Source organism: Actinomadura rayongensis, assembly GCF_009831215.1.
GTDB lineage: Bacteria > Actinomycetota > Actinomycetes > Streptosporangiales > Streptosporangiaceae > Spirillospora > Spirillospora rayongensis.
On record NZ_WUTW01000002.1, the window covers coordinates 1,211,002 to 1,237,658 of the forward strand.

Below are 26,657 nucleotides of genomic sequence, written 5' to 3' on the forward strand. Positions count from 1 at the left end.
TGCCGGTGTAGACGGCGCGCCAGGTGCCGTCCTTGACGGCCTTGAACGTGCGGGCGAACGTGCCGGCGGACGTGGTCTTGGTGGTGCCCAGCGTGGTCCAGGTGGACGAGCCGGACGCCTTGAACTGGATCTGGATCACCGCGCCCGACCCCGCGTGCACCCACCGGTCGCCGACATAGCGGTTGAGCTTGCCGGCCACCTTCAGCGACGCGCCCTTGCGGACCGGCTCGGGCGAGGCGTTGAAGCCGGACGCGAACGCCGTCCGCGTGCCGACCACGACCTCGTCGCCCGTGCTGGTGGCGGGCGTGTACGTGGCGTTGCCCGCGTACGTCGCGCGCCAGGTGCCCTTCTTGGACGCGGTGAACTGCTTGCGGAACGCGCCGTTCCTGTCGGTCGTCGTCGTGCCCATCGTGGTCCAGGTCGTGGCGCCGTCCGCCCGGAACTGGATCGTGACCTTGTTCCCCGAGCCGACGGGCGTCCAGGCCTTGCCCGCGAGCCGCAGCAGGATGCCGCTCACGGTGAGCGTGCCGCCCGTCCGCACGGGTTCGGGGGCGGCGTTGAACTGGGTGAAGTCGGTGCCCGTGCGGACGTCGAGGTAGCGGGCCTCGCTCGTCCCCGGCCTGGTCAGGGACAGTTCCTCACCGGGGAAGCTGAGCCGCAGGTAGCCGTCCTTCGTCGCATCGAGGTCGAGGGAGTCGATCTCGCCCTGCGCGTTCACCCACGCGCGGGCGACCTTCGTCCAGCCGGCCTTGCCGTCTGCGGAGTACTCGACGTCCACCCATGTAGGCCCAATGATCCTCCGGCTTCCGTCGATGTCGAGGCGCTCCAGCTTCGCCCGGATCCGCACCGGGAGGCTGTACGCGGCGGGGTTCGGGGTCACGGTGAAGCCGGAGAACAGCGGAACGGCGTCCTGGACGCGCACGTACCCCCAGACCTTGGGCGTCTCCTTCGTGTAGAGCGAACTCTCCGCGTGGACGGACCACGAGCCGCCCCGCTCGGGGACGTACGTGATGGAGTACGCGCCGTCGGCGCCCGTCGTGGTCGCGTAGGTCTTCGGCTGGTCCTTCCCGGCCGCTTCGAGCACGACCTTCACGCCGCTCGCGGGGGTCGTCCCGTGCGTCAGCGTGCCCGCCACCGTGACCGCGTCGCCGACCTGGAGCGGGTCCGACGCGGGCTCCCGCTTCGCCGTCAGCGTCACCTCGCTCTGATCGATCGGGTGGTCGACGGTCTTGGTCGCCGCCTTGCAGTACTGGCCGTCGCCGGGGAAGGACAGCGCGGTCCAGGACTTGTCGCGGACATCCGTCGCGAACGTCCCGTCCTCGGCCGTCGTGACCGTTCCGTTCGGGGTCACGTTCAGGGTGGCGCCGGGCACGGGAACCGGATCCTCGGTGCTGGACCTGCGGGCCAGCAGACGGCCGGTGATATGGGCGGCGGGGTGGTCGAGGTCGAGGCGGGCCGGGGTCGACGCCGCCTCGATCAGCGTGCTGTAGCAGACGGCCTCGGCGAAGGCGGGCGGGACGGCCGCGAGGGGCGCGGCGACCAGGGCGCTCGCGGCCAGGGACAGGACGGACGGCTTGCGCATGGGAGGCACCTCAGCGGACGTCGACGTAGTCGGTCGGGCCGGTGGACGGGAGGTAGGTGGAGTTTCCGGTGTAGACGGCGCGCCAGGTGCCGTCCTTGACGGCCTTGAACGTGCGGGCGAACGTGCCGGCGGACGTGGTCTTGGTGGTGCCGAGCGTGGTCCAGGTGGACGAACCGGACGCCTTGAACTGGATCTGGATCACCGCGCCCGACCCCGCGTGGACCCAGTTGTTGTTGATGAACCGGACGAGCTTCCCGGCCACCTTCAGCGACGCGCCCGCGCGGACCGGCTCGGGCGAGGCGTTGAACGCCGACGTGAACAGCGTCCTGATGCCGACCTCGACGTTGTCGGCGTCGCTCGTCCGCGGCATGTACGTGGCGTCGCCCGCGTAGGTCGCGCGCCAGGCGCCCTTCTTGGACGCGGTGAACTGCTTGCGGAACACGCCGTTCTTGCCGGTCGTGGTGGTGCCCATCGTGGTCCAGGTCGTGGCGCCGTCCGCCCGGAACTGGATGGCGACCTTCGCTCCGGAGGGGAAGGGCGTCCAGTCGTCGCCCGGCCGGCGGTACAGCTTGCCGCTGACGGTCAGCGTGCCGCCCTTGCGGACGGGCTCCGGCGCGGCGTTGAAGTCGTAGAAGTAGGTGTCCGTGCGGACGTCCACGTAGACGGCCGGGCTGTAGCCGGGCTTCGTGGTGGTGTCGCCGCGGTAGCGCAGGCGCCAGTACCCGTCGCGCGTCGCGTACTCGAACGAGGAGACCTCGCCGTCGTCGGAGACCCAGCCGCTGTCGGAGACCTTGGTCCAGCCGGTCTTGCCGTCCGGCGAGAACTCGATGTCCAGGGTCGTCCGGCCGATGGGCGCGGGGGTGCCGTTCTCGGAGCGCGTCAGCCGTCCGGTGATCCCGACGAGCCCGTTCCGCTCGACCGGGCTGCCGGCCTTGATGCCGGAGAAGACCGGCGTGCCGGTCCGCTGGTCCGGCTCGCCCCGCACCACGTTGCTCGCCTCGGTGAAGTCCGTCTCCGGCGACCACGCGTTCCACGATCCGCCCTTGGCCACCGGGAACGTGACCCGGAACGTCCCGTCCGCGGCGGATTCGGCGTTGTAGTACTTGTTGCCGCCGGACACGATCATGCCGACCGCGACCTTCTGGCCCCCGTCCGGGACGAGCCCGCTCGCCGACCGTCGGCGCACCGTGCCCTCGATCGTGATCTCGCCCCCGGCGGGCGTCGGCGACGGGCTCGTCTGCCGGGCCTCCAGGAGGATCTCCTGCCGCACCGTCCGGTACGGCACCCAGGCGGACGAACCGCACAGCCGCTCGTTCGACGACGGGACGGACGCCGACGCGGACGGAACCCGGTTGAGGTCGACCGCGAAGCGTCCGTCGCCGTCGGTCGCCACGGGCTTCGTCAATCCCATGATCGCCGTGCCCGCCGGGACGGGCTCGGGGGCCACGTCGCGCGACCGCTGGAGCAGCAGCCGTCCCGAGGCGTGGACGACGGGCGTGTCGTAGTCCATGACGCCCGGATCGGCCGCCATCTCGGTGAACTGCGTCCGGTAGCAGTTCGTGAACGGAGCGACCCGCCGGGAGATCTCGCCCGTCCCGCTCACCATCTCGACGATGACGGCGCCGGATCCGGGGTGCTGCTCGGCGTCGAGGTGGTAGGTCAGCGTCCAGGTGCCGTCCTCGGCGGTGCCCGCCGTCCGCGTGAACGGAACGGTGTCGTAGTAGCCGTTCTGGCTGCGGTCGTTCAGGAGCCCCCGGACTTCCTTCACCCCGTCCGGCGACGCCACCTGGACCGCCACGGTGAGCAGCCGCTGCGGGTCGAGCTGGTCGAACGTCGTCTGGATGCTCGCGGACGTGGGCGGCGCCGCGTAGGCGGGCGGGACGGCGACGGGCAGCGCGAGCAGCGCGCCGACGGCGAGCGACAGAACGGCGGGTTTCCGCACGAACGCGACCTCCTGGGACGGGCCGCATGGGCGCGGCCGTAGAAGGAGACGCCGGGCAGGAATGTGAGGATGACTCGCGTCAGATCACAAGTTGATCAACGGGTGCCGGTGCGGAGGGAGGCGAGCCAGGACGCGGCGGCGGCGAAGTCGGCGTCGTGGGTGCCGCGGCGGATGTCGGGACGGACGGCGTCCGCGCGCGGGTAGGAGCCGATGAAGCGGACGTCCGCGCAGATCCGGCGCAGGCCCATCAGGGCCTCGCCGACGCGGGCGTCCTGGACGTGGCCCTCGAAGTCCATCCAGAACAGGTAGGAGCCGAGGCGCGCGCCCGTCGGACGGGACTGGATCAGCGTCAGGTTGATCCCGCGCACGGAGAACTCGGTGAGGATCTCCAGCAGCGCGCCGGGGTGGTCGGCGCCGATGAACGCGGCGACGGTGGTGCGGTCCGCGCCGGTCGGGGCGGGCGGCGGGCCGGGGCGGCGCAGCGCGACGAAGCGGGTCACCGCGTCGGCGACGTCGTGGATGTCCTCGGCGAGCACGTCCAGGTTGTAGCGGGCGGCGGCGAAGGAGCCCGCGAGCGCCGCGTCGTAGTGGCCGTCGGCGACGTGCTGGGCGGCCTCGGCGTTGGACGTCGCCGCGCGCCACTCGGCGTCCGGGACGTGCTCGGCGAGCCAGCGGCGGCACTGCGGCTGCGCGATCGGGTGCGACGCGACGGTCTTCACGTCCCCGAGGCGGGTGCCGGGCCGCACCAGCAGCGCGAACGACACCGGCAGGTTGACCTCGCCGACGATCTGGAGCGGTTCACCGGTGGCCAGCTCGTCCAAAGTCGTGGGGACCGAGCCCTCGACGGAGTTCTCCAGCGCGACGACCGCGCCGTCGGCCTCGTCGCGGCGCAGCGCGTCCAGGACGGCGGGGACGGTCGCGAGCGGCAGGTGGTCGGCGTCGGCCGTGCCCGGGAACCGCAGCAGGGCGGCTTCGGTGAACGTCCCCTGCGGACCGAGATAGGCGTAACGCACGTGGACCGTCCCCCGCGAGAAGCGCGTGATGCTGACGTGACCAGCTTATCCCGCCTGTTACGGGCGTGAGTCAGCCCGCCTTGCTGGGGGAGATGCCGAAGTCGGGCAGCGGGTCGTCCATGGTGACGATCGGGCCCTTGCCGAGCCGCGCCGCGCGCAGCGCCTGGTTCTCCTCGGGGGACAGGCCGTCCACCGGATGGCCGTCGCGGACGGGCTTGGCGTACGTCCGGGTCTCGGTGCGCCCGATGATCGAGGAGATGATCACGCCGTCGCCGCCCGCGTTGATCAGCGCCAGGGAGAACGAGCGGTGCCCGGACATCTCCTTCAGCGCGTCGTAGTGGACGATCGCCAGGTCGCGCAGGGCCTTCGGGTCCACGCTGGTGGTGCCGGCGAGCTGGAGCTGGCGGCGCAGGACGGCCGCGCACTCGTCCACGACCTGGTTCGCCCGCCGGTAGGCCACCACGCCGACGGAGACTCCGGCCACTCCGGCGACCAGCCCTACCACGGCCACGGCGACAAGCATCACGGAGTGAGGGTACCCACCCGCGCGTCGCCGTGCGTACGTTCCCCATGATCCCCGGACGTTCGCACACGGTTCACCAACCAGACGCCGAGTACGACGATCAGGGCGAGTGCGGCGAGTCCGAAGGCGTCCTGGAGGATCCGGCCGACGATCCGGACGGGCAGCGCGTGCTCGCGTCCGGACAGCGCGGCGCCGCGCCACGGCAGCGGCGTCAGGTAGTACAGCCAGACGCCGAGCGCGAGCAGGCAGCGGCGGACGTCGCGGCCGTCTCCGGCCAGCGCGCCGAGCACCGCGATGATCCAGACGAGGTGGTGCATCCAGCCGACGGGCGACAGCAGCACCGACAGCAGCCCGGTGATCGCGACCCCGGCGAGCAGCAGGGTGTAGGCGGACGGTCCGGCGGCGGCGGCGCGCGTCAGGTCGGTGCCGCCGAACGGCCCCGGACGTCCGAGCGCGTCGCCCGCAATGGTCGCCCGCCGCGCCAGCCGCAGCCCGAGCAGCGCCACGGCCACCGCGAGGACGAGCCACAGCAGCGACCGCCACGGGCTCTCCGGCAGGACGTGCGCGAGCATCCCGTTGAGGGCCTGGTTGGTGGTGCCGCCGACGGCGCCCGTCCGGTCCCCGCCCTGGAGGAACGCGCCGAACCAGTAGTCGCGCGAGTCGGCGGGCAGCAGCGCGAACGCCCCGCCCCAGGCGGCGAGCGCGGTGAGCACGGCGGTCCGGGCGGCCTCGCGGCGGCCGGTGATCCAGAACCAGATGAAGAACACGCCCGGCACCAGCTTGATCGCCATCGCCAGGCCGACGAGGACGCCGCGCGGCCAGCGGGCCGAGCGCGCGCAGCAGTCGGCGAGGGACAGCGCCATCAGCAGGAACCCGACCTGCCCGAAGCGCATCTGGTCGGACGCGGGCCACAGCCAGGCCGTCGCGCCGACGAGCGCGCCCGCCGCGACCGGCGCCCAGCGGCCCGCGCGGCGGATCAGGTCGCGGAAGGCATAAAGGACGGCGACGGTCAGCGCCGCGTACATCAGGGCCGTCCACGTCCACTGCGCGGCCTTCCACGGCAGCAGCGTGAACGGCACCGCGAGCACGGCCGCGAAGGGCGGATAGGTGAACGGCAGGAGCTGCGGCGGCTGGGTCAGGACGTCGTAGAGCGGGGCGCCGCGCAGGATCGCCGCGCCGCCCTCCCGGTAGACCTCCAGGTCCACCATCCGCTGGTCGGGCGGGTTGTTCAGCCACTTCACCACGAGGGGCGCGACGGCCGCGACCGCGACGAGAACGCCGAGGCCGACGATCCACGGCGGGGTCCTGCTGCCTGCACGCATGCGTCCATCCTGGACCAACTCGCCCACTAACCTGACCTCATGGCGCAGTACGGGGCGGGAACCGGAAGGCCGTGCTCTGCGGTGGTCAGGGCGCTGGTCGCGGTCGCCGCGCTGCTCGCCGGGACGGGGCTTCTCGCCGCGCCCGCCGAGGCGGCGCCGCCGTCCCGGACGGTCGTCATCGGCGTTCCCGGGATGATGTGGAGCGACGTCACCGCGACCCGCACGCCCACCCTGTGGAAACTGGCGGGCCAGGGCGGCGCGGCGGCGCTCTCGGTGCGGACGACGCGGCCTGGCACCTGCCCGACGGACGGCTGGCTGACGGTCTCGGCAGGTCAGCGGTCGCGGCTGGAGCCGGGCGACTGCCTGCTGCCCGCGACCCCGGCGGCGACGCCGTCCGGCGGGGCGACCGCCGCCGACTGGCCCGCGATCCGCGCCGACAACGCCGCGACGACCTACCACTCGCGCGTCGGGCTGCTCGGCGACGCCGTCCACCGCGCGGGCGACTGTACGTTCGCGGTCGGTGCGGGCGCGGTTTATGGGCTCGCGGACGGTACGGGCCGCGTCGACCACTACGTCTCCGCCCCGGACCGCGCGCGGCCGGAGGACTGGACGCGCTGCCGCCTGTCCGCCGTCGAGATCGACGACCTGTTCCGCGCCTACCAGGCCGCCGGGGTGGACGCCAAGGGCGAGCAGGAGGCGGTGGCCGAGGCCGTCCGGGCGCGGGCCGTCAGCACGGCGGACCAGCGCGTCGCGGCGGTGCTGGCCGCGCTGCCGCCCGGGACGAACGTGCTGGTCGCGGGCCTGTCGGACATCGGCGTGCCGCCGCATCTGCGGATCGCGATCGGCGCGACCACGCCGGGCGGGCCGACGGCGTTCCCGCGCGGGCTGCTGACGTCGTCGGCGACGCACCGGCCGGGCCTGGTGACGCTGACGGACGTCACCGCGACCGCCCTGAAGCTGCTCGGCCTCCCGCAGTCGGACGAGGCGGTCGGCTCGGCGTGGCGGTCGCAGACGTCCGACGAGGCCACGGCGTCGAAGATCGACGGGCTGGGGAACCAGGACGTCGCCGCGCAGGCCATCCGCAGCGTGCAGGGCTCGTTCATCTCGACCGTCGTGGTCGCGCAGATCGTGCTGCTCGGCGGCGCGTGGCTGCTGCTGCGGCGCCGACCGGGGACCGCGCGGCGGCGGCGCGTGCTCGGCGCGGCGCGGGTCGTGGCGCTGCTCGGCGGGGCGCTGCCGGTGTCGGCGTTCCTCGCCGGGATCGTCCCGTGGTGGCGGTCGTCGCATCCGGCGGCCGTGCTGGTGACGACGGTCCTCGTGCTGGGGGCGCTGCTGACGGGCGCGGCGCTCGGCGGGCCGTGGCGGCGGTCCAAGCTCGTCCCGAGCCTGATCATCGCGGCGGTGACGGCCGGGGTGCTCGCGCTGGACGTCATGACCGGCTCGCACCTCCAGATGAACACGTTCCTCGGGTACACCGCGCTCGTCGCGGGCCGGTTCTACGGGTTCGGGAACCAGGCGTTCGCCCTGTTCGCGGCGGCGGCGGTGTTGACGGCGGCGTGGCTGGCGGAGTACCGCGTCCGCGCCGGGCAGCCCTGGACGGCCGCGCTCGTGATCGGTGCCGTCGGCGTCGGTGCGGTCGCGGTCGATGGGCTGCCGGTGTGGGGCAGCGACTTCGGCGGTGTCCTCGCGATGGTGCCGGTGTTCGCGATGCTCGCCCTGCTGGCCGCCGGGCGGCGGCTGCGCTGGTGGTGGCTCGCCGGGTTCGGCGCGGCGGCCGTGGCGCTGGTCCTGCTGATCTCGTGGTGGAACGCCCACAGCGCCAATCCCACGCATCTCGGGAAGTTCTGGAACGACCTGGTCGCGGGGAACGGCGGCGAGGTCGTCCAGCGCAAGTTCGAGGCGATGACGCGCAGCCTCGGGTTCTGGCCGCTCACGGCGCTGCTCGCGGTCGTCCTCGTGTTCCTGTACTTCGCTCTGGCCGATCCGGCGCGGTGGCGGGCGAGGCCGCTGCTCGTCGCCTACCGGGACACGACGACGATGGGCCCGGCGCTGATCGCGGTGCTCAGCGTCGGGATCATCGGGACGCTCGTCAACGACTCCGGCGTCATCATCCTGACCGTGACGCTGCTGCTCACGGTGCCGCTGACGATCGCTGCGGCGATTCGGTCCCTGGAGACCGGCGCGCGCACAGAGCCGCGACCGTCAGCGCCGCGATCGTCAGCACGCACGGGATGACGTCCGGGCGCAGCGTGGTGAACAGCCAGGTCAGGCCGTCCGGCAGGCCGATCAGCTCGGGCTTGCGCGCGGGCAGGTAGGCCACGCTCAGCGCGAGCGTGTGGACGAGCAGCGCCGCGTCGAACCGGGACAGCGGCAGCAGCGCCAGCAGCGCCCAGCCGTAGCCGTCGTACCAGGGCAGGACGTACGGCGCGGTGAACAGCCAGCCGAGCAGCAGGGCGGCGGCGACGCGGCGGGGGTCGTCGCGCGGGACGTCCTTTGACGTCGGCAGCCCCCGGTACAGCAGCAGCGCGAGGGCGATCCCGGTCGCGGCGGCCAGGTACTTGATCACGTCCCGGCCGAGCAGCGGGCGGACGAGATGCCACGGCGTGGCCAGCGAGATCATGCCGCCGGCGCGTCCGGTCTGGTCGAACACGTGCGGCCCGGCGAGCGCGAACAGGACGGCGGCCGTCACGCCCGCCCCGCCGAACAGCGCGACGAGGCCCGCCCTGCGATGGCGCAGCAGCAGCCACGCCGGGCCGCCGCCGACCAGCGCGGCGGGCAGCTTCACCGCCGCGCCGACCGCGACGAGCACGCCGGTCAGCACGGTGCGGGCGCGGCCCGGACGGGCGAACACCGCGAGCGCGGCCACCATCGGGGCGATCGCCCACACGTCGTTGTGCGCGCCCGCGACGAGCTGGTAGAGCACCAGCGGGTTGGCCGTCCACAGCAGTGCGGCGCGGGTGCGGGCCTTGTCGTCGCGGGCCATGCGGTGCAGGAGCAGTGCCGTCAGTGCGAACGCCAGCACGTTCATCGCGGACAGGACGAACACCGTGCGCCGCAGCGAGTCGCCACCGATCCAGGACGCAAATGCCTGCCCGGCCGTCGCGACGGGTCCGTAGACCGACGGCGTCCGCCGCCACTCTTCCGCCGCGCCCGCCACCGGGTCGCCGGGCACATCGTCGGCGGTCGTGGCGTACGGGTCGTGGCCGGTGACCGCCATCCGCCCGTACCCGGCGTAGTTGAGGTGGTCGGACGAGCCGACGGGCGGGAGGAACGCGAGCACCGCCGCCGTGAGCAGCCCCGCGACCAGCAGCGGACGCACCGGGATCTCGCCCGCCGCCCGCAGGCACAGCGCCAGCCCCGCCGCGCCCGCCGTCAGCCCGGCGACGACCAGCGCGACCACGAGATACGGCGACGGATGCGCGGCCAGCGCGAACGGAGGGCCGCCGCCGGGCAGCGCGGGCTCGAACGCCGACGGGCCGAGGAAAGCGACGACGACGACGCAGGCCAGACCCGTCCCGCCGAGCACGAGCCCGCCCGTCGCGGCGCGCCGCCGCGTGGTCGTCGCGCCGTCCGTGCGGGGACGGGCCAGGGTCACGCGCCCGCGCGGCGCCGCAGCGCGTCCAGCGCGGGCTCGCGGGCGGCGAGGGCGCGCGCGACGTCGCGGAACTGCCGGGCGCGGTGGAGCTGGGCGCGCCAGTCGGTGCCGGTGGCGCGGTGCGCGAGCGGGACCTCGACCTCCTCGACGCGGAAGCCCTTGCGGAGCAGGTCGATCGTCAGCGCGGTCTCGACGCCGAACCCGGCGGCGAGCGGCCGGGCCGCCTCGAACGCGGCGCGGGTCAGGCAGCGCTGGCCGTTGAGCGGCTGGGTCGCGGTCCAGCCGGTGGCGCGGCGGATGCCGTCGCGGGAGAGCCGGACGACGAAGCCGTGGCCGCCGAGCTTCACCGTGCTGCTGAACGCCGCGATCGTCATGTCGGCGGTGCCCGCGCGGACGGGGGCGACGAGCGGCGCCGCGTCCCGGGCCGTGTCGCCGAGGTCGGCGTCGAGGAACAGCAGGTGGCGCGGGTCGCCGTCGTCGAGCAGGCGGACGGCCTCCGCGCCGGTCTCCATCGCCGCTCCCTTGCCCCGGTTGCGGCTGTGCCGGACGACGCGGGCGCCGGCGTCCTCGGCCGCGCGCGCCGTGCCGTCCCGGGAGCCGTCGTCCACGACGATGACGAGGTCCGTGCCGGGCAGTTCCGCGGCGGCCTTGACCGTCGCGCCGATCCGGTCCGCCTCGTCCTTCGCGGGAATGATCACCGCTGCGTCCTGCATACCGGCGATCGTAGTGCGGCGGGCGGCGGCGGTCAGCCCACGCCGGGCACGGGCGCCGCGTCGACCACGGTGAAGACCGTGTCGAGGCCGGTGACCTGGAGGATGCGGCGGACGGCGGTGCGCGGCGCGGCGAGCGCGAACGACCCGCCGCCGTCCCGGACCCGCTGCATCGCCGCCAGCAGGACGTTCATGCCGGTCGAGTCGCAGAACTCCACGCCGCTGAGGTCCACGGTGATGCGGTCGGCGGCGTCGTCGGGCAGGTCGGCGAGCGCGGCCTGGAGGCGCGGTGCGGTGTAGAGGTCGAGTTCACCCGTCGCCGTAACGACGGTGTGACCCCCTTGAGACGAAGTTGAGACGTTTAGCTCCACCCCCGGCACACTACCGACCGAACGCGCCTCGATCCAGAGCGTCATCGCGGAACCCCGCCCGTACGGCCGGGCCCGGGCGCGTCCCGGCAGGTCGCCCGGCGATTCGCCGCCGCGTCGCACCGCCGCGTGCGGGACGCTGGGAGCCGGCGGACGCGAAGGAGGACGCCCATGACCGAGCCCGAGCGCTGGGACGCGCGGCTGCGCGGACGACTGGAGGCCGTCCGCGCCCGCTCGCTGAAGGCGGCGCCGTGGCGCGACGCCGCGCCGCTGCTCGCCCCGCTGGTCAACCGGTCCGGGCACGTGGCCGTCCGCGCCCGGCTCACCCACGAGGACCTGGCGTTCCTCGGCGCGGCGCGCGACGACCTGCTCGCCCTGACGCGGACGGCGCTGCGCCTCGCCGACCTGCACCGGCCGCAGGACGGCGGCGGCATCAGCAGCGACCCGTCCCGGCCGATCCTGCGCTGCCGCTCCTGCATGTCCCGCTGGCCCTGCCCCACCCTGCGCGTCCTGGATGAGGCGTTGAGCGGTTAAGTCCACGCTCGCGGGGACTCGCCTGGCGGCTCGTCCTCGCGAGCGCGCCTTGCGCGGGCGGCTAGCCGCCGAGGAGGGTGCCGAGGGCGGCGGTGCGGGATCTGACGCCGAGGGTCGTTGCGGTGATGGTCGTTACGGTCTTGCCCAGGGTGATGAGCGTGCCGTTGCCGCCGTCGGCGTCCGGGACGCCGACCGTGAGGTCCGCGCGGCCGTCGCCGTCGTGGTCGAGCAGCGCCACCTGGGCGCCCAGGTGCTCGTAGGCGCGGACGGCGCCGGGGACGCCCTTCGTGCTTCTCGTGATCTCCTGCGCGCCGCGTCCGGTCAGGCCGGACGGCGAGCCGTGGAGCAGGTAGGCCGAGCCCGCGTCGAAGGCGCCGCCGTGGTCGGTCTTCGGCGCGCCGACGGCCAGGTCGGCGCGGCCGTCGCCGTCGGCGTCGCCCGCCGCGAGCGCCGCGCCGAAGTTGTCCTCCATGACCGCGCGGCCGGGGACGCCGGACGTGTCGCGGTGCAGCGTGTACGTCCCGCCGAGGCCGAAGGGCGTGCCCCGGTGGACGGTCACGGCGCCGCCCGTCCAGGGGCGGTCGTAGGTGTCGCCGACCGCGACGTCCGCGCGGCCGTCGCCGTCGAAGTCGGCCACGGCGAGCGCGTGGACGGTCGTGTAGACCGTGCGTCCGCGGTCGAGCCCGCCCCGGCCGTTCGCGGTGAACAGGGTGAAACCGCGCCGGTGGCCCACCTCGGGGTCGTCGTGGTCGTACCAGCCGTAGACGACGTCGGCGCGGCCGTCGCCGGTGACGTCGCCCGCCGCGATCCAGGAACGGTCCAAACCGTAGCCGGACCGCGCTCCCGGCCGGACGGTCACCTTGCGTCCCCGGAACGACAGCCAGGTGAAAGTGCTCGTGCCGGGCGCCGTGACGAACAGCTCCGGCGTCCCGTCGCCCTGGAGGTCGCCGACGGTCAGCGTCTCGCCGAACCGGTGGCCCTTCCCGGCCGCGCCGCCCTCGCCGTAGGCCGCCGCGCCGCGCAGGCCGGACGGCGAGCCCCACAGGACCGTCACCGTCCCGGTGTCGGCCGCGCGGCCGTTCTCACCGGGCGCGCCGACGGCGAGGTCGGCGTAGCCGTCGCGGTCGAAGTCCGCCGAGGTCAGGGACGCGCCGAACCGGTCCCCGGCCTCCGGGGCGCCCGGGACGCTCGCGCTCGCCTGCGTGACGAGCTGCCTGCGGCGCGGGTTCACGCCGGTCGTCGACCCGTACACGACGGTGACGAATCCGGCCTTCTTCGTGTTTCCCACGGTTCCGGCCGGGCTGCCGATCGCGAGATCGCGCCGTCCGTCGCCGTCGAAGTCGTAGGGGCGCGCCGCCGCGCGGGCCGTCGCGGGACCGGCCGCAGCCAGTCCGCACGCACCCGTCACGACGGCGAGCGCCAGGGCATGAGCCGCCCGAGAGCGCACCGTTTTCCTCCCGTGGGTCATACGCGTCCCGGTAGGACGCGCCGTCCAATAACCCGCGGCGGACATTACTCCGGGTAAGGAAAATCCGGCCGTCCGTGACGCAGCGCACAAACGCCCCTGTTTTCGCAGGTCAGCGGCCGTCTCGCGGCGACCGGGACGGGCCGGGCCATGAGCGAGATCACGTGCTGAGGCGCTGGTCACAGGGGGTGAACCCGGGTGTGCTCTCGGGGTCGGGGTCAGTCTCGGGTCGGGGGCCGGAGTCCTCCCGTAGTGTGATGACGTCCCCCTGACCGCCGCATACCGTTGACGCCATGGGACGCACTCTCCTCACGATCCTCGGCGTGATCCTCGCCATCTGGCTGGTCTTCACCATGCTCGGCTGGCTGTTCTCGCTGCTGAAGCTGTTCGTCATCGTCGGCATGGTCGCCGCGGTGATCTACCTGGTCGTCACGCTGGTGGCGAAGTCCTCGAAGGGCCGGTAGCGATGTAAGGAATCACTTGCGTCCGGGCACCGGTTCCCCCGATGATGCGGAACGAGAGGGGCTCCCCTTGGCTCCTCTCCCTTCTGGAGGAGGGAGATTCTTACGGCTCGCGCCGTGAGGTTTTCTGCTTCATCGCCGGCTGCCCGCTCGGAGTTCTCCGTTGAGGTCTGACACCAGCTCCACAGACAGACGCCGTCAGCCCGACGGCCAGGATGTTGTTCGCCGCGTTCACGTCCCTGTCGTGGGTCGTTCCGCAGCCGCACGTCCATTCACGGACGTTCAGCGGCATCGTGTCAGCCACGGTGCCGCAGTTCGAGCACAGCTTGGAGGAGGGGAACCAGCGGTCGATCGCGATCACGTCGCGGCCGAACCACTCGGCTTTGTACTCCAGCATGCTCCGGAATTCCGACCAGGCCGCGTCACTGATGGCGCGGGCCAGGCTGCTGTTCTTCACCATGTTCCGGACGGCCAGGTCCTCGATCACGATCGTTTGGTTTTCACGAACGAGCCGAGTGGTGAGCTTGTGCAGGTGGTCACGCCTGCGATCAGTGATGCGGGCGTAGATCCCGGCGACCTTGCGGCGGGCCTTGGCCCGGTTGACTCCATCGCCCTTGGCCTTGCGGGCCAGCCGCCGCTGGGCTGCGGCCAGACGGGCGCGGTCACGCCGCTCGTGCCGAGGATTGGAGACCTTCTCCCCGGTCGACAGGGTCAGCAGGTGGTCAAGTCCGACGTCGATCCCCACGGCCGTGTCGGTGGCGGGCAGCGGCTGGACGGAGGGGTCCTCACACAGCAGGGACACGAACCAGCGGCCGGCCGCGTCCTGCGACACCGTCACGCTGGACGGGGCCGCACCCTCAGGAAGCGGACGCGACCACACAATGTCGAGTGGTCCGGCCATCTTCGCCAGCGTCAGCCGCCCGTCGCGGTACCGGAAGGCACTGGTCGTGTACTCGGCCGACTTGCGCGACTTCTTCCGCGACTTGAACCGCGGGTATTTCGCACGCTTGCCGAAGAAGTTGGTGAACGCCGTCTGGAGGTGCCGCAGCGCCTGCTGGAGCGGCACCGAGGACACCTCATTGAGGTAGGCGAGCCCCTCGGTCTTCTTCCACGCCGTCAGCATCGCCGACGTCTGGTTGTAGTTCACCCGCTCCTGCCGCGTCCACGCTTCCGTGCGCGCCGCGAGAGCCAGGTTGTAGACCTTCCGCACGCATCCGAACGTCCGCGACAGCTCGGCTGCCTGCGCCTCGGTCGGATAGAAGCGGTATCTGAACGCCCGCTTCACATGGCTGGCCTTCACGACTCACACGCTAACGCGTCAGCTTGTGACGGGGTGCGGGTCGTTGAGTGCGGGCACGGGCCCGCCCTGACGGCGAACCCGCTTCCCCTGCCCCGCTTCGCGAGAGCTTCGTCTCCTCCCCCCGCCGAAGCCGGGGGTATCCACGAAGGAAGGACCACATGACCGGCCTGACCGACGTCCTGCGGGAACGCGCGCGGCGGCACCCCGACCGCGTCGCGTACCACGCGGGCGACACGAGCGTCACCTACGCGGAGTTCGACCGCCGCGTGGACCGGGCCGCGGCGGCGCTCGCCGCGGCCGGGGTCGGGCCCGGCGACCGGGTCGCGATGCTGGACAAGAACTCGCTGGAGTACGTCGAGCTGCTGTTCGCGGCGGCGCGGATCGGCGCGGTGCAGGTGCCGGTCAACTACCGGCTCGCGCCGGACGAGGTCGCCTACATCGTCGGCAACGCGCGGGCGAAGGTCTTCGTCGTCGGGCCGGAGTTCGTGCCGGTGCTCGACGCGGTCGCGGGCCGGCTGGAGCACACGTCGCTCTGCCTGGTCGTCGGCGGCGAGGGCCGCACCGACTACACCGCCTGGGTCGAGGCGCACGACGGCGCCGCGCCGCCGGAGCACGTGCCCGCGGCCGACGACGTGTTCGCGCAGCTCTACTCGTCCGGGACGACCGGCCGGCCGAAGGGCGTGATGCTCACCCACGCCAACTACGGGACCGTCCTGCCGCTCGCCGCGACGCTCTGGGAGACGTCCGAGGACGACGTGCTCATGACGGCGATGCCGATGTACCACATCGCCGGGAACATCCTCGCGGTCGCGACGATCTACAACGGGATGACCGGCGTCATCACCCGCGAGCCCGATCCGGCGCGGATCGCCCGCGACGTCGAACGGCACCGCGTGACGCACGTGTTCCTCGTGCCGGTGCTGCTCCAGTTCCTCCAGCTCGTCCCGGAGGTCGCGACGGCGGACCTGAGCAGCCTGAAACTCGTCCTCTACGGCGCCTCGCCGATCAGCGAGGACGTCCTGCGCGGCGCGATGCGGCTGCTGCCCGGCACCGCGTTCATGCAGGTCTACGGCCTGACGGAGACGACGGGCGCGATCACCTACCTGCCACCCGAGGACCACGACCTCGACGGCCCGCACCCCGAACGGCTGCGCAGCGCGGGCCTGCCGTACGCATGCGCGGAGATCCGCGTCGTGGACCCGGCGACGCTCGCGGACGTCCCGACCGGCGAGGTCGGCGAGATCCTGTGCCGGGGCGGGATGAACCTGTCCGGCTACTGGGACCTGCCCGACGCGACCGCCGCCGCGCTGCTGCCGGACGGCTTCTTCCGCACCGGCGACGTCGGCTACCTGGACGCGGACGGCTACGTCTACATCCACGACCGCGTCAAGGACATGATCATCTCGGGCGGCGAGAACATCTACCCGGCCGAGGTGGAGAACGTCCTGATGAGCCACCCGGCGGTGACCGACTGCGCGGTGATCGGCGTGCCGGACGAGCGGTGGGGCGAGACGCCGAAGGCCCTCGTCGTCCTCGCCGCCGACGTGCCCGAGGCCGACCTCATCGCGTACTGCCGGGAGCGGCTGGCGCACTTCAAGTGCCCGTCGTCGGTCGAGCGGCGGGACGCGATCCCCCGCAACCCGACCGGCAAGATCCTCAAGCGCGAGCTGCGGGCCCCCTACTGGACGGACCAGACGCGGTCCGTCCACTGACTCACGAGAACCGGATCACGGCGGTCAGCGCGCGGTGGTCGGACGCCCGGTTCGGCGTCCGCGCCACGCCGCAGGACGTGGCCGCCGTCCGGTTCGTGAACAGGTAGTCGGTCTTGGACACCGCCGCACCGGACCAGTTCTGGAGCGTCGCCGCGCCGTCGCGGGCGTTCGGTCCCTGGTCGCACTCGGCGTAGTCGCGGTAGAGGCCGTCCAGCGCGCGTCCGGCCGGGACGTCGGTCAGGTCGCCGCCGAACACGACCCGTCCGGGGCCCGCCGCCTCGGCGAGCCGCGCGGCCTGCCTGCGCCGCCACTCGCCGCGCGGGTCCTCGCCGGTCGCGCTGAACCGGGCGGAGCACAGGCGCGTCCCCCAGGCCGGCGCGGTCGCGCAGACGGCCGTCCGCTCGTGCCCGCGCGGGGCCGGGAGCCGCAGCCTGCGGACGTCGCCGAGCGCGACGCGGCTGCCGATCGCGACCCCGGGCCGTCCCTGCCCGTTCGCGCACGTGGCGTCCTTGGCGTCCGGGCTGAACTGCCACGACCAGCCGTGGAACACCGGCGCCGCGCCGAGCGCGGCGACCTGCGCGGAGCAGACCTCCTGGAGCAGCAGGACGTCGGCCTTCACGTGCCGTCCCCCGACGGTGTTGGCACGCGCCTCGTGCCCGACCGCCCGGACGAGCTCGGCGGGCCGCCCCCCGAGCGGGCAGCCCGGCACCGCGTCGCCGCAGACGTTCCAGGTCATCGCGGTGATCGTCGCGGCCTTCGGCGCCTGCTGCGCGCCGTCGGCGAGCGCGGGAGCGTCCCCCTTCTCGATGGAGGCACCGGCGCCGGCGAACGCGACGACGGCACCGGCGCCGCAGACGGCGAGCAGGGGAATCAGGGCGCGGGGGCCACGCACACGTCACTCCATGGGGTGTTTCAGCGGTGGTTGCCCCGAAATCTCACCACACAAGATCGTCTCCCGCCAGCGATTCGCCCGCACCCGCCCCGTCCACGCCGGAAACAGCGCAGATCCCCGCCCGGCCGCGCGCTAGGGAACGTCGCGGTAAATGTCGCGGCGGTTGCCGACGGCCAGGACCCACACGATCAACTGGCCGTCCTCGACCGTGTAGACGACGCGGTAGTCGCCGACCCTGAGTCGCCAGCGGGCGCTGTGTCCCTGCAGGGCCTTGATGTCGAAGTGCGCCGTGTCCCCCGCGTCCATCGCCTTCTGGAGGTCGGCGAGGCGGTGCAGGATGCGCAGGGCGTCCGGACGCGGGACCTTGAGCATTGTCCGCTGGGCGTGCGGCGTGAAGCGCGTGACGTACCCCATGCCGAAGTCAGCTCTGGTCGGTGCGCAGCAGGGCGGCCATCTCCTCAAGGGAGACCGACCCCTCCGTGCCCTCGGTCTCGGCTTCGTCGGCCAGCTTGTTGAGCCACGCCTCCTCGGCGCTCTCCGCCAGCTCGCGCAGGCGCCGGTACTCCTGGACGTCGATCACGACGGCTTCCTGCCTGCCCCGCCGCGTGATGATCGTCGGGGTGTCCTCCCGGCGGGCGCGATCGATGACGTCGGCGAGGTGCGCACGGACATCCGCCATGGATTCGATCACCGGCTCGATCATGTAATAAATGTATCAGATGTACATGAGTGACAACGGCGGTCGCAGTCGCGCGCGACGGAACGGGGAAGCGGCCGGCACCGCGCTCAGCGGGCCTTGGCCCGCGAGCGTCCGGGTGCCGGCCGCGTGGAATGACGTCCACAGTACGAACCGGACGTTCGGGTGTCGAAGGGTTTTTCAGGCCCAGGGCGGGGTCCAGGTGCCGGGGACGTCCGGGGGTGCGCCGAGGTGGGTGCGGAGTGCGGCGAGGGCCGGGTGGGGGTTGTCGCGGCGGTGGATCAGGGCGTGCGGGTAGACGGGGGTCGGGTCGCGCAGGGGGATGCGGCGCAGGCCGTGGTCGGCGGGCCAGACGAGGCGCGTCCGTTCGCCGACGAACGTCGCCAGCGTGCGGGAGTCGGCGATCGTGTCCAGGAGCGGTTCGGTGCCGAAGTCGGGGCCGGTGACCTCGATGGTGAGGTCGAAGGCGGCGGCCAGGTCGTCGTAGTAGGTCGCCCACTCGGTGCCGGGGACCAGGCCGGGCATCCAGATCCGGTGGCCTTTCAGGGCTTCGGGGCGGATCGCGCGGGCGGCGGCCAGTGCGTGGCCCGGGCCGGTGACGAGCTGGATCGGTTCGTCGTGGACGCGTTCGGCCGCGACGTCGTCGGGCGGGCGGCGCGCGACGGCCCGGAAGGACGCGTCGATCGTCCCCGCGCGGACGGCGTCGACGGCGGCGTCCGCGTCGAAGAGGGTCACGACGTCGAGGTCGAGGTCGGGGCGCGTCCGGTGGAAGTCGCGCAGCAGGTCGGCGGGGGCGAGGCGGCGGCCGATGACGTCCACGCGCAGCGCCCGGCGGCCGGGCCGGACGGACGCGGCGGCCCGGTCCGCCGCCCGGATCAGCTCGCGCGCGTGCGGCAGGAACGCCTGGCCGTCGATCGTGAGCAGAGCGCCGCGCGACGTCCGGGTGAACAACCGCGCGTCCAAGGAGCGTTCGAGGGCGGCGACGCGCTTGGAGACGGCCTGCTGGGTGAGGGACAGCTCGGCGGCGGCGTCCTGGAACCGTCCGCAGTCCGCGACGGCGAGGAAGGTGCGCACGGCGGCGAGGTCCATGCCGGTCATCGTGCCGCACAACCGTGAGTTGTGCGGCGAGGGGTGTTCCGGTTGTTTGCCCGGGCCGTTCGGCCCTCGCTTGGATGGCTCGCGTGGGACGGCGTTTCGGGTGGTTGTGGGCGGCGTACGCCGTGAGTTCGTACGGCACGGGGCTCGGCTTCGGCGCGTTCGCGTTCCTCGCGATCCGCGTGCTGCACGCCGGGGCGACCGAGATCGCGCTGCTGTCGGCGGCCGGGACGGCGGTGGGCGCGGCGCTGGCCGTCCCGCTCGGCCCGTGGGTGGAGTTCCGGCGCAAGCGGCCGGTGATGGTCGCGATGGATCTCGTGCGGTTCGGGGCGCTGGCCACGGTGCCCGTCGCGTACGTGTGCGGGGCGCTGACGTTCGTCCAGCTCCTGGTCGTGTCGGTGGTCGCCGCCGCCGCGAAGATCGCGTTCCGGGCGGCGAGCGGCGCGTATCTGAAGATGATCGTCGCGCCCGAGCACCTGCTCGCCGCGAACGGACGGTTCGAGTCCACGACCTGGACGTCCACCGTGCTCGGCCCGTCGCTCGGCGGCGCCGTGATCGCGCTGTGCGGGCCGGTCGCGACCGTCGTGGCGGACGCGGCCAGCTACCTGGTGTCGGCCGCGTGCCTCGGCGCGGCGGGCGGCGGGGAGCCCGAGCCCGTCGCGCGGCGCCGGGGCGCGGACGGCGTGCTGGACGGCTGGCGGCACATCCTCGGCCACCCGGTCCTGCGTCCGCTGTTCCTCAACACGGTCCTGGTGTCCGGGCTGATCATGGCGACGGAGCCGCTGCTGGCCGTGCTCATGCTCGGCCGCCTCGGCTTCTCGCCCTGGGAGTACACGCTCGCGTTCGGGCTGCCGTGCGCGGGCGGGCTGGTGGGGGCGCGGCTGGCCCGTCCGCTCGTCGGGCGGTACGGCCAGCACGCGGTATTGCTCGCGGCCGGGACGCTGCGAGCGTGCTGGCCGGTCGGGCTGGCGTTCGTCCGGCCGGGCGCGGCGGGGCTCGTGCTCGTGCTCGTCCTCCAGTTCTGCCTGGTCACGTGCATCGGCGTGTTCAACCCGGTGCTCGCGACCTACCGGCTCGACTGCACCGGCCAGGACCGCGTCGCGCGCACGCTGGCGGCGTGGACGGTCACGAGCAGCGCCGTCATCGCGGCGCTGACCGGACTGTGGGGCGTGCTGGCCGACGTCGCGGGCGTCCGGACGGCCATCGCCGCCGCCGGTCTTCTCATGCTCGCCACGCCGCTGCTGCTCCCGGCGATCCGTCACGCCTCACCTTCCAGCGTGGGTTCGTAGCGGCGGCCGAACGACTGTCCGCGCAACACCAGCAGTCCGGTGACCACGCCGATCAGCGGGAACGCGCCGATGCCCGCGATCAGGACGAACGGCCCGACGCGTTCGGCGAGCGCCCCGGTCAGCGCCGCGCCGATCGCCGACGCGCCGATCTTCAGGCTGCCCGCCGTCGTGTTGACCTGGCCGAGCCGTCCCGGCGGCGCCTCGCGCTGGCGCAGCATGAGCGTCGCCGCGAACGCCGGTCCCTCGAACAGGCCCGCCGCCGCGCACGCGACCGTCGCCCACAGGATGTCGGGGACGACGGCGAGCGACGCGAGCGCCGTCCCGAACGCGACGAGCCCGCCGAGCATGACCGGCTCGGCGAAGCGGGCGGTGAGCAGGCGGCTGGACAGCAGCGAGCCGAGCAGCGACCCGGCGGCCAGCGCGACGAGCAGCCGCCCGCCGGACGCCTCGTCCCCGCCGAGCCGCCGCCCGAGCAGGACGGTCGTGACCGCGATCCCGCCGAGGCCGACGCTGGCGAACGTCGTCGCGAGCGTCAGCCCGCGCAGGACCCGGTTGCGCACCAGCACCTCCGCCCCGCCGAGCAGCGCGCCCGTCCGGTCGGGCGCGCGGGCGTCCGGACGGACCGGACGCGGCGGCGCGGGGGCATGCGCCGACGCGTGCGCGGCGCGTTTCGGGCGCTCGGGCACCGCCGCCGACCCCGGCGCGGGGAGGAACACGAGCGCGAGCGCGCCGAGCAGCGCGCCCGCCATGACCGGAAGGCCGGAGAAGTCGGCGGCGGTCGCGGTCGCGATCGTCGCGGCGAGCGCCGGGCCGGTGATCGCCGCGACGTTGTAGCTCGCGGCCTCCAGCCCGTACGCGCGGGGCAGCCGGTGGGCCGGGACGAAGCGCGGCAGCAGCCCGGTCACGGCCACGACGACCGGCTCGGTCAGCCCGATCACGAGCGCGACCCCTAACGCGGCGTACAGCGGCGCGTGGCCCGCGATCGTGAGCAGGGCCGCCATCGCGACCGCGTAGCCGGCCGCGACGGCGGCGACGAACCGGCCGGGGCGGCGCGTCCGGTCGAGCGCGTGCCCGATGACCGGGCCGCTCAGCACGTACGGAAGAGTCATCGCGGTCTGGAGGAAGCCGGCGGTGGCGGCGTCGCCGGTCCGGGCCTGGACGGTCAGAACCAGCGCGGTCGCGAGTCCCTCGGCCGAGATCCGCAGCAGGGTGGCGGCCGTGAGGTGGAGGGGCAGTGCGTATGCGTGATCGGCCATCCTCGCATCGTGACATTCCCTGCGTCACAGCGCTTTCCCCGGTTTCGGCCATTTTCACGATTCGTTCTGACCGTCCATTTTCTTGACCGTTCGTTCCAGATGACGTTACGGTCGGGACCGTGGCGAGAACGAAGGAGTTCGATCCGGACGTCGCGCTCCAGAGGGCCCTGGAGCTGTTCTGGGAGCGCGGCTACGAGGCGACGTCGATGGCGGACCTCGTGGCGCGGCTCGGGATCGGCCGGGCGAGCCTGTACGCGACGTTCGGCGGCAAGCGCGACCTGTACCTCGCGGCGCTCCAGCGCTACCAGGAGCGGTCGGACGCGGTGGAGGCGCTCGCCCGCCCCGGCCCGGCGCTGCCCGCGATCCGGGGCGTGCTGGACGCCTACGTCACCGCGGATCTGGCCTCCTCGCGCGGCTGCATGATCGTCAACGCGGCGATCGAGACGGCGCCCCGGGACCCGGCGGCGGCGCGCCGCGTCGCGGCGTCCTGGGACGGCCTGGAGACCGCGCTCGCCGCCGCCCTCGTCCGCGCCCGCGAGCAGGGCGAGATCCCCGCCGGGAGCGATCCCCGGTCGCTCGCCCGGTTCCTGCTCGTCGTGCTCCAGGGGCTGCGGGTCGTCGGCCGCGCCGACCCGGACCCGCGCCGGCTCTGGGACGCCGTGGAGCACGCCATGGGCGCGATTCAGGAACGTTCAGTCAACTAACAAGGATCGTTTCCATGTCTCCTGTATTTACTGGCAGAACCGTGCTGATTACGGGCGCTTCCGGCGTGCTCGGTCGCGCGACGGCGGTGGCGTTCGGCCGCGCGGGCGCGAACGTGGTCGCCGCCGGACGCGACCGCGCCGAACTGGACCGGACCGTCGCGGCCGTCGAGGCGGCCGGCGGCACGGCGTCGAGCGTCACCGTGGACGTCACCGACGCGGCGAGCGTCGCCGCGATGGTCGGCGCGGCGGTCGAGCGGCACGGACGGCTCGACGTCGCGTTCAACAACGCCGGGGTGTTCGGCGCCCTCGCCCCGGTCGCCGACCAGGACGAGCGGGCGTGGTCGGACGTGGTCGACGTCAACCTCAAGGGCGTCTTCCTGTCGATGAAGCACGAGATCGCCGCGATGCGCGCGACCGGCGGCGGGGCGATCGTCAACACGTCGTCGCGGATCGGCGTCCACGGGCGGCTGCCGGGCGCGAGCGCGTACGCCGCGTCCAAGGCGGCCGTGAGCGTCCTGACGATGAACGCCGCGCGCGAGCACACCGGCGACGGCATCCGGATCAACGCCGTCAGCCCGGGCCCGATCGACTCGCCGATGTCGCTGCGTCCCGGCGAGACCGAGGCCGACCGCGCCGACCGCATGAAGGCGTCGCTGCCCATCGGCCGCGTCGCGGACGCCGACGAGGTCGCCGCCGCCGTCCTGTGGCTGGCCTCGGACGAGGCCTCGTACGTGGTCGGAACCGACCTCCTGGTCGACGGAGGGTCCTCCGCCTGAAGTCAGGAAATCCTGCCCACTTAGACTGCGAAGGGTGACGGAGACAAGCGAGCACCGGGTCACGAGCGAGGTCGGGCGGCTGCGGACCGTCCTGCTGCACCGGCCCGGCGCCGAGCTGAAGCGGCTCACCCCGCGCAACAGCGACAAGCTCCTGTTCGACGCGATCCCGTGGGTGGGCCGGGCGCAGGAGGAGCACGACGCGTTCGCGCAGGCGCTGCGCGACCGGGACGTCGAGGTCCTCTACCTGACCGAGCTGCTCCAGGACGTCCTGGAGTTCGAGCACGCCCGCGAGCAGGCCATCGCGCGGGTCACCGACGACCGGCGGTGGGGCGACCGGCTGCGGGCGATCGTCCGCGACCACCTGTGCGGGCAGGACCCCGAGGACCTGGCGTCCGTCCTCATCGCGGGCCTCGCGCACGAGGAGCTGAAGGCGGGCCACGGGCTCGTCTACCGGCTGATGGACCCGGCCGACTTCATCGTGGACCCGCTCCCGAGCCTGCTGTTCACCCGCGACAGCAGCACGTGGCTCGGCGAGCGGGTCGCGGTGACGAGCCTGGCGATGCCCGCGCGCCGCCGCGAGTCCGCGCTGACGGACCTCATCTACCGGCACCACCCCCGGTTCGCGGGCGTGGAGCGCGTGTACGACCCGTCGCTGGAGCACCTGGAGGGCGGCGACGTCCTGCTGCTCGCGCCCGGCGTGATCGCGGTCGGAGTCGGGGAGCGCACGACGCCCGCCGGGGCCGAGCGGCTGGCCCGCCAGGTGTTCGGGGCGGGGCTCGCGCGGACGGTCCTCGCCGTCCCGATCGCGCAGCAGCGCGCGACCATGCACCTCGACACCATCTGCACGATGGTCGACGTGGACGCCGTCGTCATGTACCCGCCGGTCGCGGACTCGCTCACCGCGTACACCGTCACGTCGGTGGACGGGGAGCCGCGCACGGGCGAGCCGCGTCCGTTCCTGACGGCCGCCGCCGAGGCGATGGGCGTGGCGCGGCTCCGGCTGATCGACACCGGGCTGGACCCGGTGACGGCCGAGCGCGAGCAGTGGGACGACGGCAACAACACGCTCGCCGTCGCGCCCCGCCTCGCCGTCGCCTACGAGCGCAACGTGGAGACGAACGCGCAGCTGGAGCACGCGGGCATCGAGGTCATCCGGATCAGCGGGAGCGAGCTGGGCAGCGGACGCGGCGGGCCGCGCTGCATGTCCTGCCCGATCCTGCGCGACCCGCCGCCGGGCGCGCCGACCGCCTGAAACGCGACCGCCCCAGGCCGGGGACCTGGGGCGTCGCGAGGTTTGGCGCTCGGGCGGTGCCGACGGGGGCACGACAGCGCCCGAGCTTGGAGAGGACCTTACAAGGCGTCCGGCACGTCCGTTCCGCCGGGGGTGCGTGCCGTGCGTCACACGGGCCCGGCGCGGTGTTTGAAGAACACGTTCGTCTGCTAGAAAGCTGGAACGTTTTCCGGACCGACGACGGTGGCACCTTGGAATCTCTGCATCCCGGCGATCCCCGCCAGATCGGCCCCTACCGCCTGGAGGCGCGGCTCGGCGCGGGCGGCATGGGCCAGGTATTCCTCGGGGTGTCGCCCGGCGCGCGGCGCGTCGCGGTCAAGGTCGTCCGCGCCGAGTACGCCGAGGACGAGCGGTTCCGGCAGCGGTTCGCCCGCGAGGTCGAGGCGGCGCGGCGCGTCGGCGGGTTCCACACCGCGCAGGTCGTGGACGCCGACCCGGCCGCGACGTCCCCGTGGCTCGTCACCGCGTACATCCCCGGGCCGTCGCTGCGGGAGGTCGTCGGGGCGCAGGGGCCGTTCGACGCCACCGCCGTCCGGGCGCTCGCGGCCGGGCTCGCGGAGGGGCTGGCGGCGATCCACGCGTGCGGGCTCGTCCACCGCGACCTCAAGCCGGGCAACGTGATCATGGCGGCGGACGGGCCGCGCATCATCGACTTCGGGATCGCTCGCGCAACCGACGCGACGGTCCTGACCTCGCACAACGTCGTCGTCGGCACCTACGCGTACATGGCGCCCGAGCAGGTGTCCGGCGAGCCCGCCGGGCCGCCCGCCGACGTGTTCTCGCTCGGCTGCGTCCTCGCCTACGCGGCGCTCGGGCACGGGCCGTTCGACGCGACGTCCATCCCGGCGATCGTCCACCGCGTCCTGCACGAGGAGCCCGACCTGTCCGCGCTCCCCGCCGACCTGCGCAACCTCGTCGCGGCGTGCCTGGCCAAGGACCCGGCGCGACGGCCGACCGTGGACACGCTGGTGCACGCGCCGCAGAGCATCGTGGCGCCCGCGCCGTCCTTCCTGCCGCCCGGCGACGCCACGTTCGCGAACGCCACCATGAACGTGACGCGCAGCGTGCCCGCGCCCGCCCCGGCGCGGCGGCGCGCGCTGCTGATCGGCGCCGGGGCCGCCGTCGCGGCGCTCGCGGTCGGCGCTCCGGCGGCCGTCCTGCTGACCCGGGACGACGGCGAACCCGCCACGCCGCCGCCCGCCCCGAACCCGACCGGGCTGATCTCGCCCAGCGGCTCACTCACCGGCAGCGGCCTGAAGAACCTCAGCGAGATCGCCCTCTCCCCCGACGGCCGGACCGTGGCCGCCGGCGGGACCGACAGCTTCATCACGCTGTGGGACCTCGCGTCCGGCCGCGTCCTGCGCACGATCCAGCGGGCGGGCTGGGTGAGCGCGCTCGCGTTCAGCCCGGACGGCGCGTCCCTCGCCAGCTCCGCCAGCAACGCCGGAGCCCTGCTCGTCTGGGACGTCGCGACCGGCGCGATCAGGGTGAACGTCCGGACGGGCGGCGAGTTCGGCCTGAACGCCGTCGCCTACAGCCCGGACGGCTCGGTGATCGCGGGCGTCAACCCCGGCGCCCACCTGTTCGATCCCCGCACCGGCCGCGCGATCGCGTCGGCCGGCCTCGGCAACAGCGGCGTGAACGCGGTCGCGTTCAGCCCGAACGGCGCGGTCGTCGCGGTCGCGGTGGACGGCTACTACGACAAGCCGCCGGGCAACACCGTCCAGCTCTACGACGGCCGGACGCTCCGCAGGCTCCACCAGCTCACCGGGCACAAGAAGAACGTCCTCGGCGTGGCGTTCAGCCCGGACGGCAGGATGCTCGCGAGCTGCTCGGCGGACGCGACCGTCCGCTTCTGGGACCCGGCCACCGCCCGCACGACGCGGATCCTGAAGACCGGGGCCGCCATCGCGCGGGACGTGCGGTTCTCCCCCGACGGGAAGATCCTGTTCGGCGCGTGCTCGGACCGGACCGTCCGGATGTGGGACGCCGCGACGGGCGCGCTCACCGGCACGCTCGTCGGCAGCGGCCAGGCCGTCGAGCGGATCGTCCTCACCCCCGACGGCCGGACGCTGGCCGGCGTCGGCTCCACCAAGCCCGACGGCTCCGTCACGCTCTGGAAGGTCTGAC

At 73.6% G+C, this 26,657-nt stretch carries 24 protein-coding genes; 9 read left to right on the forward strand and 15 right to left on the reverse strand.

From position 1 onward, the window contains the following. From GQ466_RS14970 to GQ466_RS14990, 5 genes are all read right to left on the reverse strand, one after another. The coding region (locus GQ466_RS14970; protein ID WP_161103444.1) for a hypothetical protein at nucleotides 1-1,582 on the reverse strand (1,582 nt) is incomplete at its 3' end. Nucleotides 1,583-1,592: 10 nt separating this feature from the next. Further along, nucleotides 1,593-3,524, reverse strand: a complete 1,932-nt coding sequence (locus GQ466_RS14975) for a hypothetical protein (protein ID WP_161103445.1) — start codon at nucleotides 3,522-3,524, stop codon at nucleotides 1,593-1,595. Nucleotides 3,525-3,619: 95 nt separating this feature from the next. Then, nucleotides 3,620-4,537, reverse strand: a complete 918-nt coding sequence (pheA, locus tag GQ466_RS14980) for a prephenate dehydratase (RefSeq protein ID WP_161103446.1) — start codon at nucleotides 4,535-4,537, stop codon at nucleotides 3,620-3,622. A gap of 70 nt (nucleotides 4,538-4,607) precedes the next feature. Then, nucleotides 4,608-5,060: a DUF4446 family protein gene (locus GQ466_RS14985; RefSeq protein WP_161103916.1), complete on the reverse strand. Its 453-nt coding sequence runs from the start codon at nucleotides 5,058-5,060 to the stop codon at nucleotides 4,608-4,610. Beyond that, entirely contained in the window at nucleotides 5,060-6,382 is a 1,323-nt protein-coding gene (locus tag GQ466_RS14990) for a glycosyltransferase 87 family protein (protein WP_161103447.1), read from the reverse strand. Before GQ466_RS14990 ends, GQ466_RS14985 begins: the two co-directional genes overlap by 1 nt. A gap of 39 nt (nucleotides 6,383-6,421) precedes the next feature. Here GQ466_RS14990 and GQ466_RS14995 point away from each other — a divergent pair, with 39 nt between their 5' ends. After that, entirely contained in the window at nucleotides 6,422-8,617 is a 2,196-nt protein-coding gene (locus GQ466_RS14995) for a DUF2339 domain-containing protein (protein WP_202420437.1), read from the forward strand. On the opposite strand, the gene mptB is transcribed toward GQ466_RS14995, so the two are convergent. From mptB to GQ466_RS15010, 3 genes are read right to left on the reverse strand one after another with little or no spacing between them, the layout of a single operon-like run. Then, nucleotides 8,514-9,977 carry a polyprenol phosphomannose-dependent alpha 1,6 mannosyltransferase MptB gene (gene mptB / locus GQ466_RS15000; protein WP_161103448.1) on the reverse strand — a complete coding sequence of 488 codons (1,464 nt, stop codon included), beginning with the start codon at nucleotides 9,975-9,977 and terminating at the stop codon, nucleotides 8,514-8,516. The genes GQ466_RS14995 and mptB overlap by 104 nt on opposite strands. Next, nucleotides 9,974-10,690: a glycosyltransferase family 2 protein gene (locus GQ466_RS15005; RefSeq protein WP_161103449.1), complete on the reverse strand. Its 717-nt coding sequence runs from the start codon at nucleotides 10,688-10,690 to the stop codon at nucleotides 9,974-9,976. The genes mptB and GQ466_RS15005 overlap by 4 nt, the downstream gene beginning before the upstream one ends. 32 nt (nucleotides 10,691-10,722) lie before the next feature. Then, a complete protein-coding gene (locus GQ466_RS15010) occupies nucleotides 10,723-11,058 on the reverse strand; it encodes an STAS domain-containing protein (RefSeq protein WP_337193511.1) in 336 nt (111 codons plus the stop codon). A gap of 168 nt (nucleotides 11,059-11,226) precedes the next feature. Here GQ466_RS15010 and GQ466_RS15015 point away from each other — a divergent pair, with 168 nt between their 5' ends. After that, nucleotides 11,227-11,589: a hypothetical protein gene (locus GQ466_RS15015; protein ID WP_161103451.1), complete on the forward strand. Its 363-nt coding sequence runs from the start codon at nucleotides 11,227-11,229 to the stop codon at nucleotides 11,587-11,589. Between the two features lie 61 nt (nucleotides 11,590-11,650). On the opposite strand, the gene GQ466_RS15020 is transcribed toward GQ466_RS15015, so the two are convergent. Next, nucleotides 11,651-13,036 (reverse strand): FG-GAP-like repeat-containing protein, encoded by a 1,386-nt coding sequence (locus GQ466_RS15020; RefSeq protein WP_161103452.1) that lies wholly within the window; start codon nucleotides 13,034-13,036, stop codon nucleotides 11,651-11,653. Between the two features lie 311 nt (nucleotides 13,037-13,347). On the opposite strand from GQ466_RS15020, the gene GQ466_RS30735 reads away from it, so the two are divergent. Continuing rightward, a complete protein-coding gene (locus GQ466_RS30735; RefSeq protein WP_202420439.1) occupies nucleotides 13,348-13,518 on the forward strand; it encodes a hypothetical protein in 171 nt (56 codons plus the stop codon). A 100-nt stretch (nucleotides 13,519-13,618) separates the two neighbouring features. On the opposite strand, the gene GQ466_RS15025 is transcribed toward GQ466_RS30735, so the two are convergent. Then, nucleotides 13,619-14,815, reverse strand: a complete 1,197-nt coding sequence (locus GQ466_RS15025; protein WP_161103453.1) for an RNA-guided endonuclease InsQ/TnpB family protein — start codon at nucleotides 14,813-14,815, stop codon at nucleotides 13,619-13,621. Nucleotides 14,816-14,973: 158 nt separating this feature from the next. Between GQ466_RS15025 and GQ466_RS15030 the strand changes: the two genes are divergently transcribed. Next, the gene (locus GQ466_RS15030; RefSeq protein WP_161103454.1) at nucleotides 14,974-16,527 is read left to right on the forward strand and encodes a long-chain-fatty-acid--CoA ligase; all 1,554 of its coding nucleotides are present in this window, start codon (nucleotides 14,974-14,976) and stop codon (nucleotides 16,525-16,527) included. Between the two features lies 1 nt (nucleotide 16,528). Here GQ466_RS15030 and GQ466_RS15035 read toward each other — a convergent pair whose 3' ends face one another. From GQ466_RS15035 to GQ466_RS15050, 4 genes are all read right to left on the reverse strand, one after another. Further along, nucleotides 16,529-17,419: an endonuclease/exonuclease/phosphatase family protein gene (locus GQ466_RS15035; protein WP_161103455.1), complete on the reverse strand. Its 891-nt coding sequence runs from the start codon at nucleotides 17,417-17,419 to the stop codon at nucleotides 16,529-16,531. A gap of 132 nt (nucleotides 17,420-17,551) precedes the next feature. Continuing rightward, nucleotides 17,552-17,833, reverse strand: a complete 282-nt coding sequence (locus GQ466_RS15040) for a type II toxin-antitoxin system RelE family toxin (protein WP_161103456.1) — start codon at nucleotides 17,831-17,833, stop codon at nucleotides 17,552-17,554. Nucleotides 17,834-17,840: 7 nt separating this feature from the next. After that, entirely contained in the window at nucleotides 17,841-18,122 is a 282-nt protein-coding gene (locus GQ466_RS15045) for a type II toxin-antitoxin system Phd/YefM family antitoxin (RefSeq protein ID WP_237417877.1), read from the reverse strand. 174 nt (nucleotides 18,123-18,296) lie between these two features. After that, nucleotides 18,297-19,205 carry a LysR family transcriptional regulator gene (locus tag GQ466_RS15050; RefSeq protein ID WP_161103457.1) on the reverse strand — a complete coding sequence of 303 codons (909 nt, stop codon included), beginning with the start codon at nucleotides 19,203-19,205 and terminating at the stop codon, nucleotides 18,297-18,299. Between the two features lie 83 nt (nucleotides 19,206-19,288). Here GQ466_RS15050 and GQ466_RS15055 point away from each other — a divergent pair, with 83 nt between their 5' ends. Continuing rightward, on the forward strand, nucleotides 19,289-20,500 hold the full coding sequence (locus GQ466_RS15055; RefSeq protein WP_161103458.1) for an MFS transporter: 1,212 nt from the start codon (nucleotides 19,289-19,291) through the stop codon (nucleotides 20,498-20,500). On the opposite strand, the gene GQ466_RS15060 is transcribed toward GQ466_RS15055, so the two are convergent. Further along, entirely contained in the window at nucleotides 20,470-21,756 is a 1,287-nt protein-coding gene (locus tag GQ466_RS15060; RefSeq protein WP_161103459.1) for an MFS transporter, read from the reverse strand. The two genes, GQ466_RS15055 and GQ466_RS15060, sit on opposite strands and share 31 nt — an antisense overlap. 119 nt (nucleotides 21,757-21,875) lie before the next feature. On the opposite strand from GQ466_RS15060, the gene GQ466_RS15065 reads away from it, so the two are divergent. The 4 genes from GQ466_RS15065 (at nucleotide 21,876) to GQ466_RS15080 (ending at nucleotide 26,656) form a co-directional block, all read left to right on the forward strand. Beyond that, nucleotides 21,876-22,460 carry a TetR family transcriptional regulator gene (locus GQ466_RS15065; protein ID WP_161103460.1) on the forward strand — a complete coding sequence of 195 codons (585 nt, stop codon included), beginning with the start codon at nucleotides 21,876-21,878 and terminating at the stop codon, nucleotides 22,458-22,460. Nucleotides 22,461-22,474: 14 nt separating this feature from the next. Then, nucleotides 22,475-23,236: an SDR family NAD(P)-dependent oxidoreductase gene (locus GQ466_RS15070; protein WP_161103461.1), complete on the forward strand. Its 762-nt coding sequence runs from the start codon at nucleotides 22,475-22,477 to the stop codon at nucleotides 23,234-23,236. 34 nt (nucleotides 23,237-23,270) lie between these two features. Further along, nucleotides 23,271-24,488 carry an arginine deiminase gene (locus tag GQ466_RS15075; RefSeq protein WP_161103462.1) on the forward strand — a complete coding sequence of 406 codons (1,218 nt, stop codon included), beginning with the start codon at nucleotides 23,271-23,273 and terminating at the stop codon, nucleotides 24,486-24,488. A 230-nt stretch (nucleotides 24,489-24,718) separates the two neighbouring features. Next, nucleotides 24,719-26,656, forward strand: a complete 1,938-nt coding sequence (locus GQ466_RS15080; RefSeq protein ID WP_161103463.1) for a WD40 repeat domain-containing serine/threonine protein kinase — start codon at nucleotides 24,719-24,721, stop codon at nucleotides 26,654-26,656. The last annotated feature ends 1 nt before the right edge of the window (nucleotide 26,657 follow it).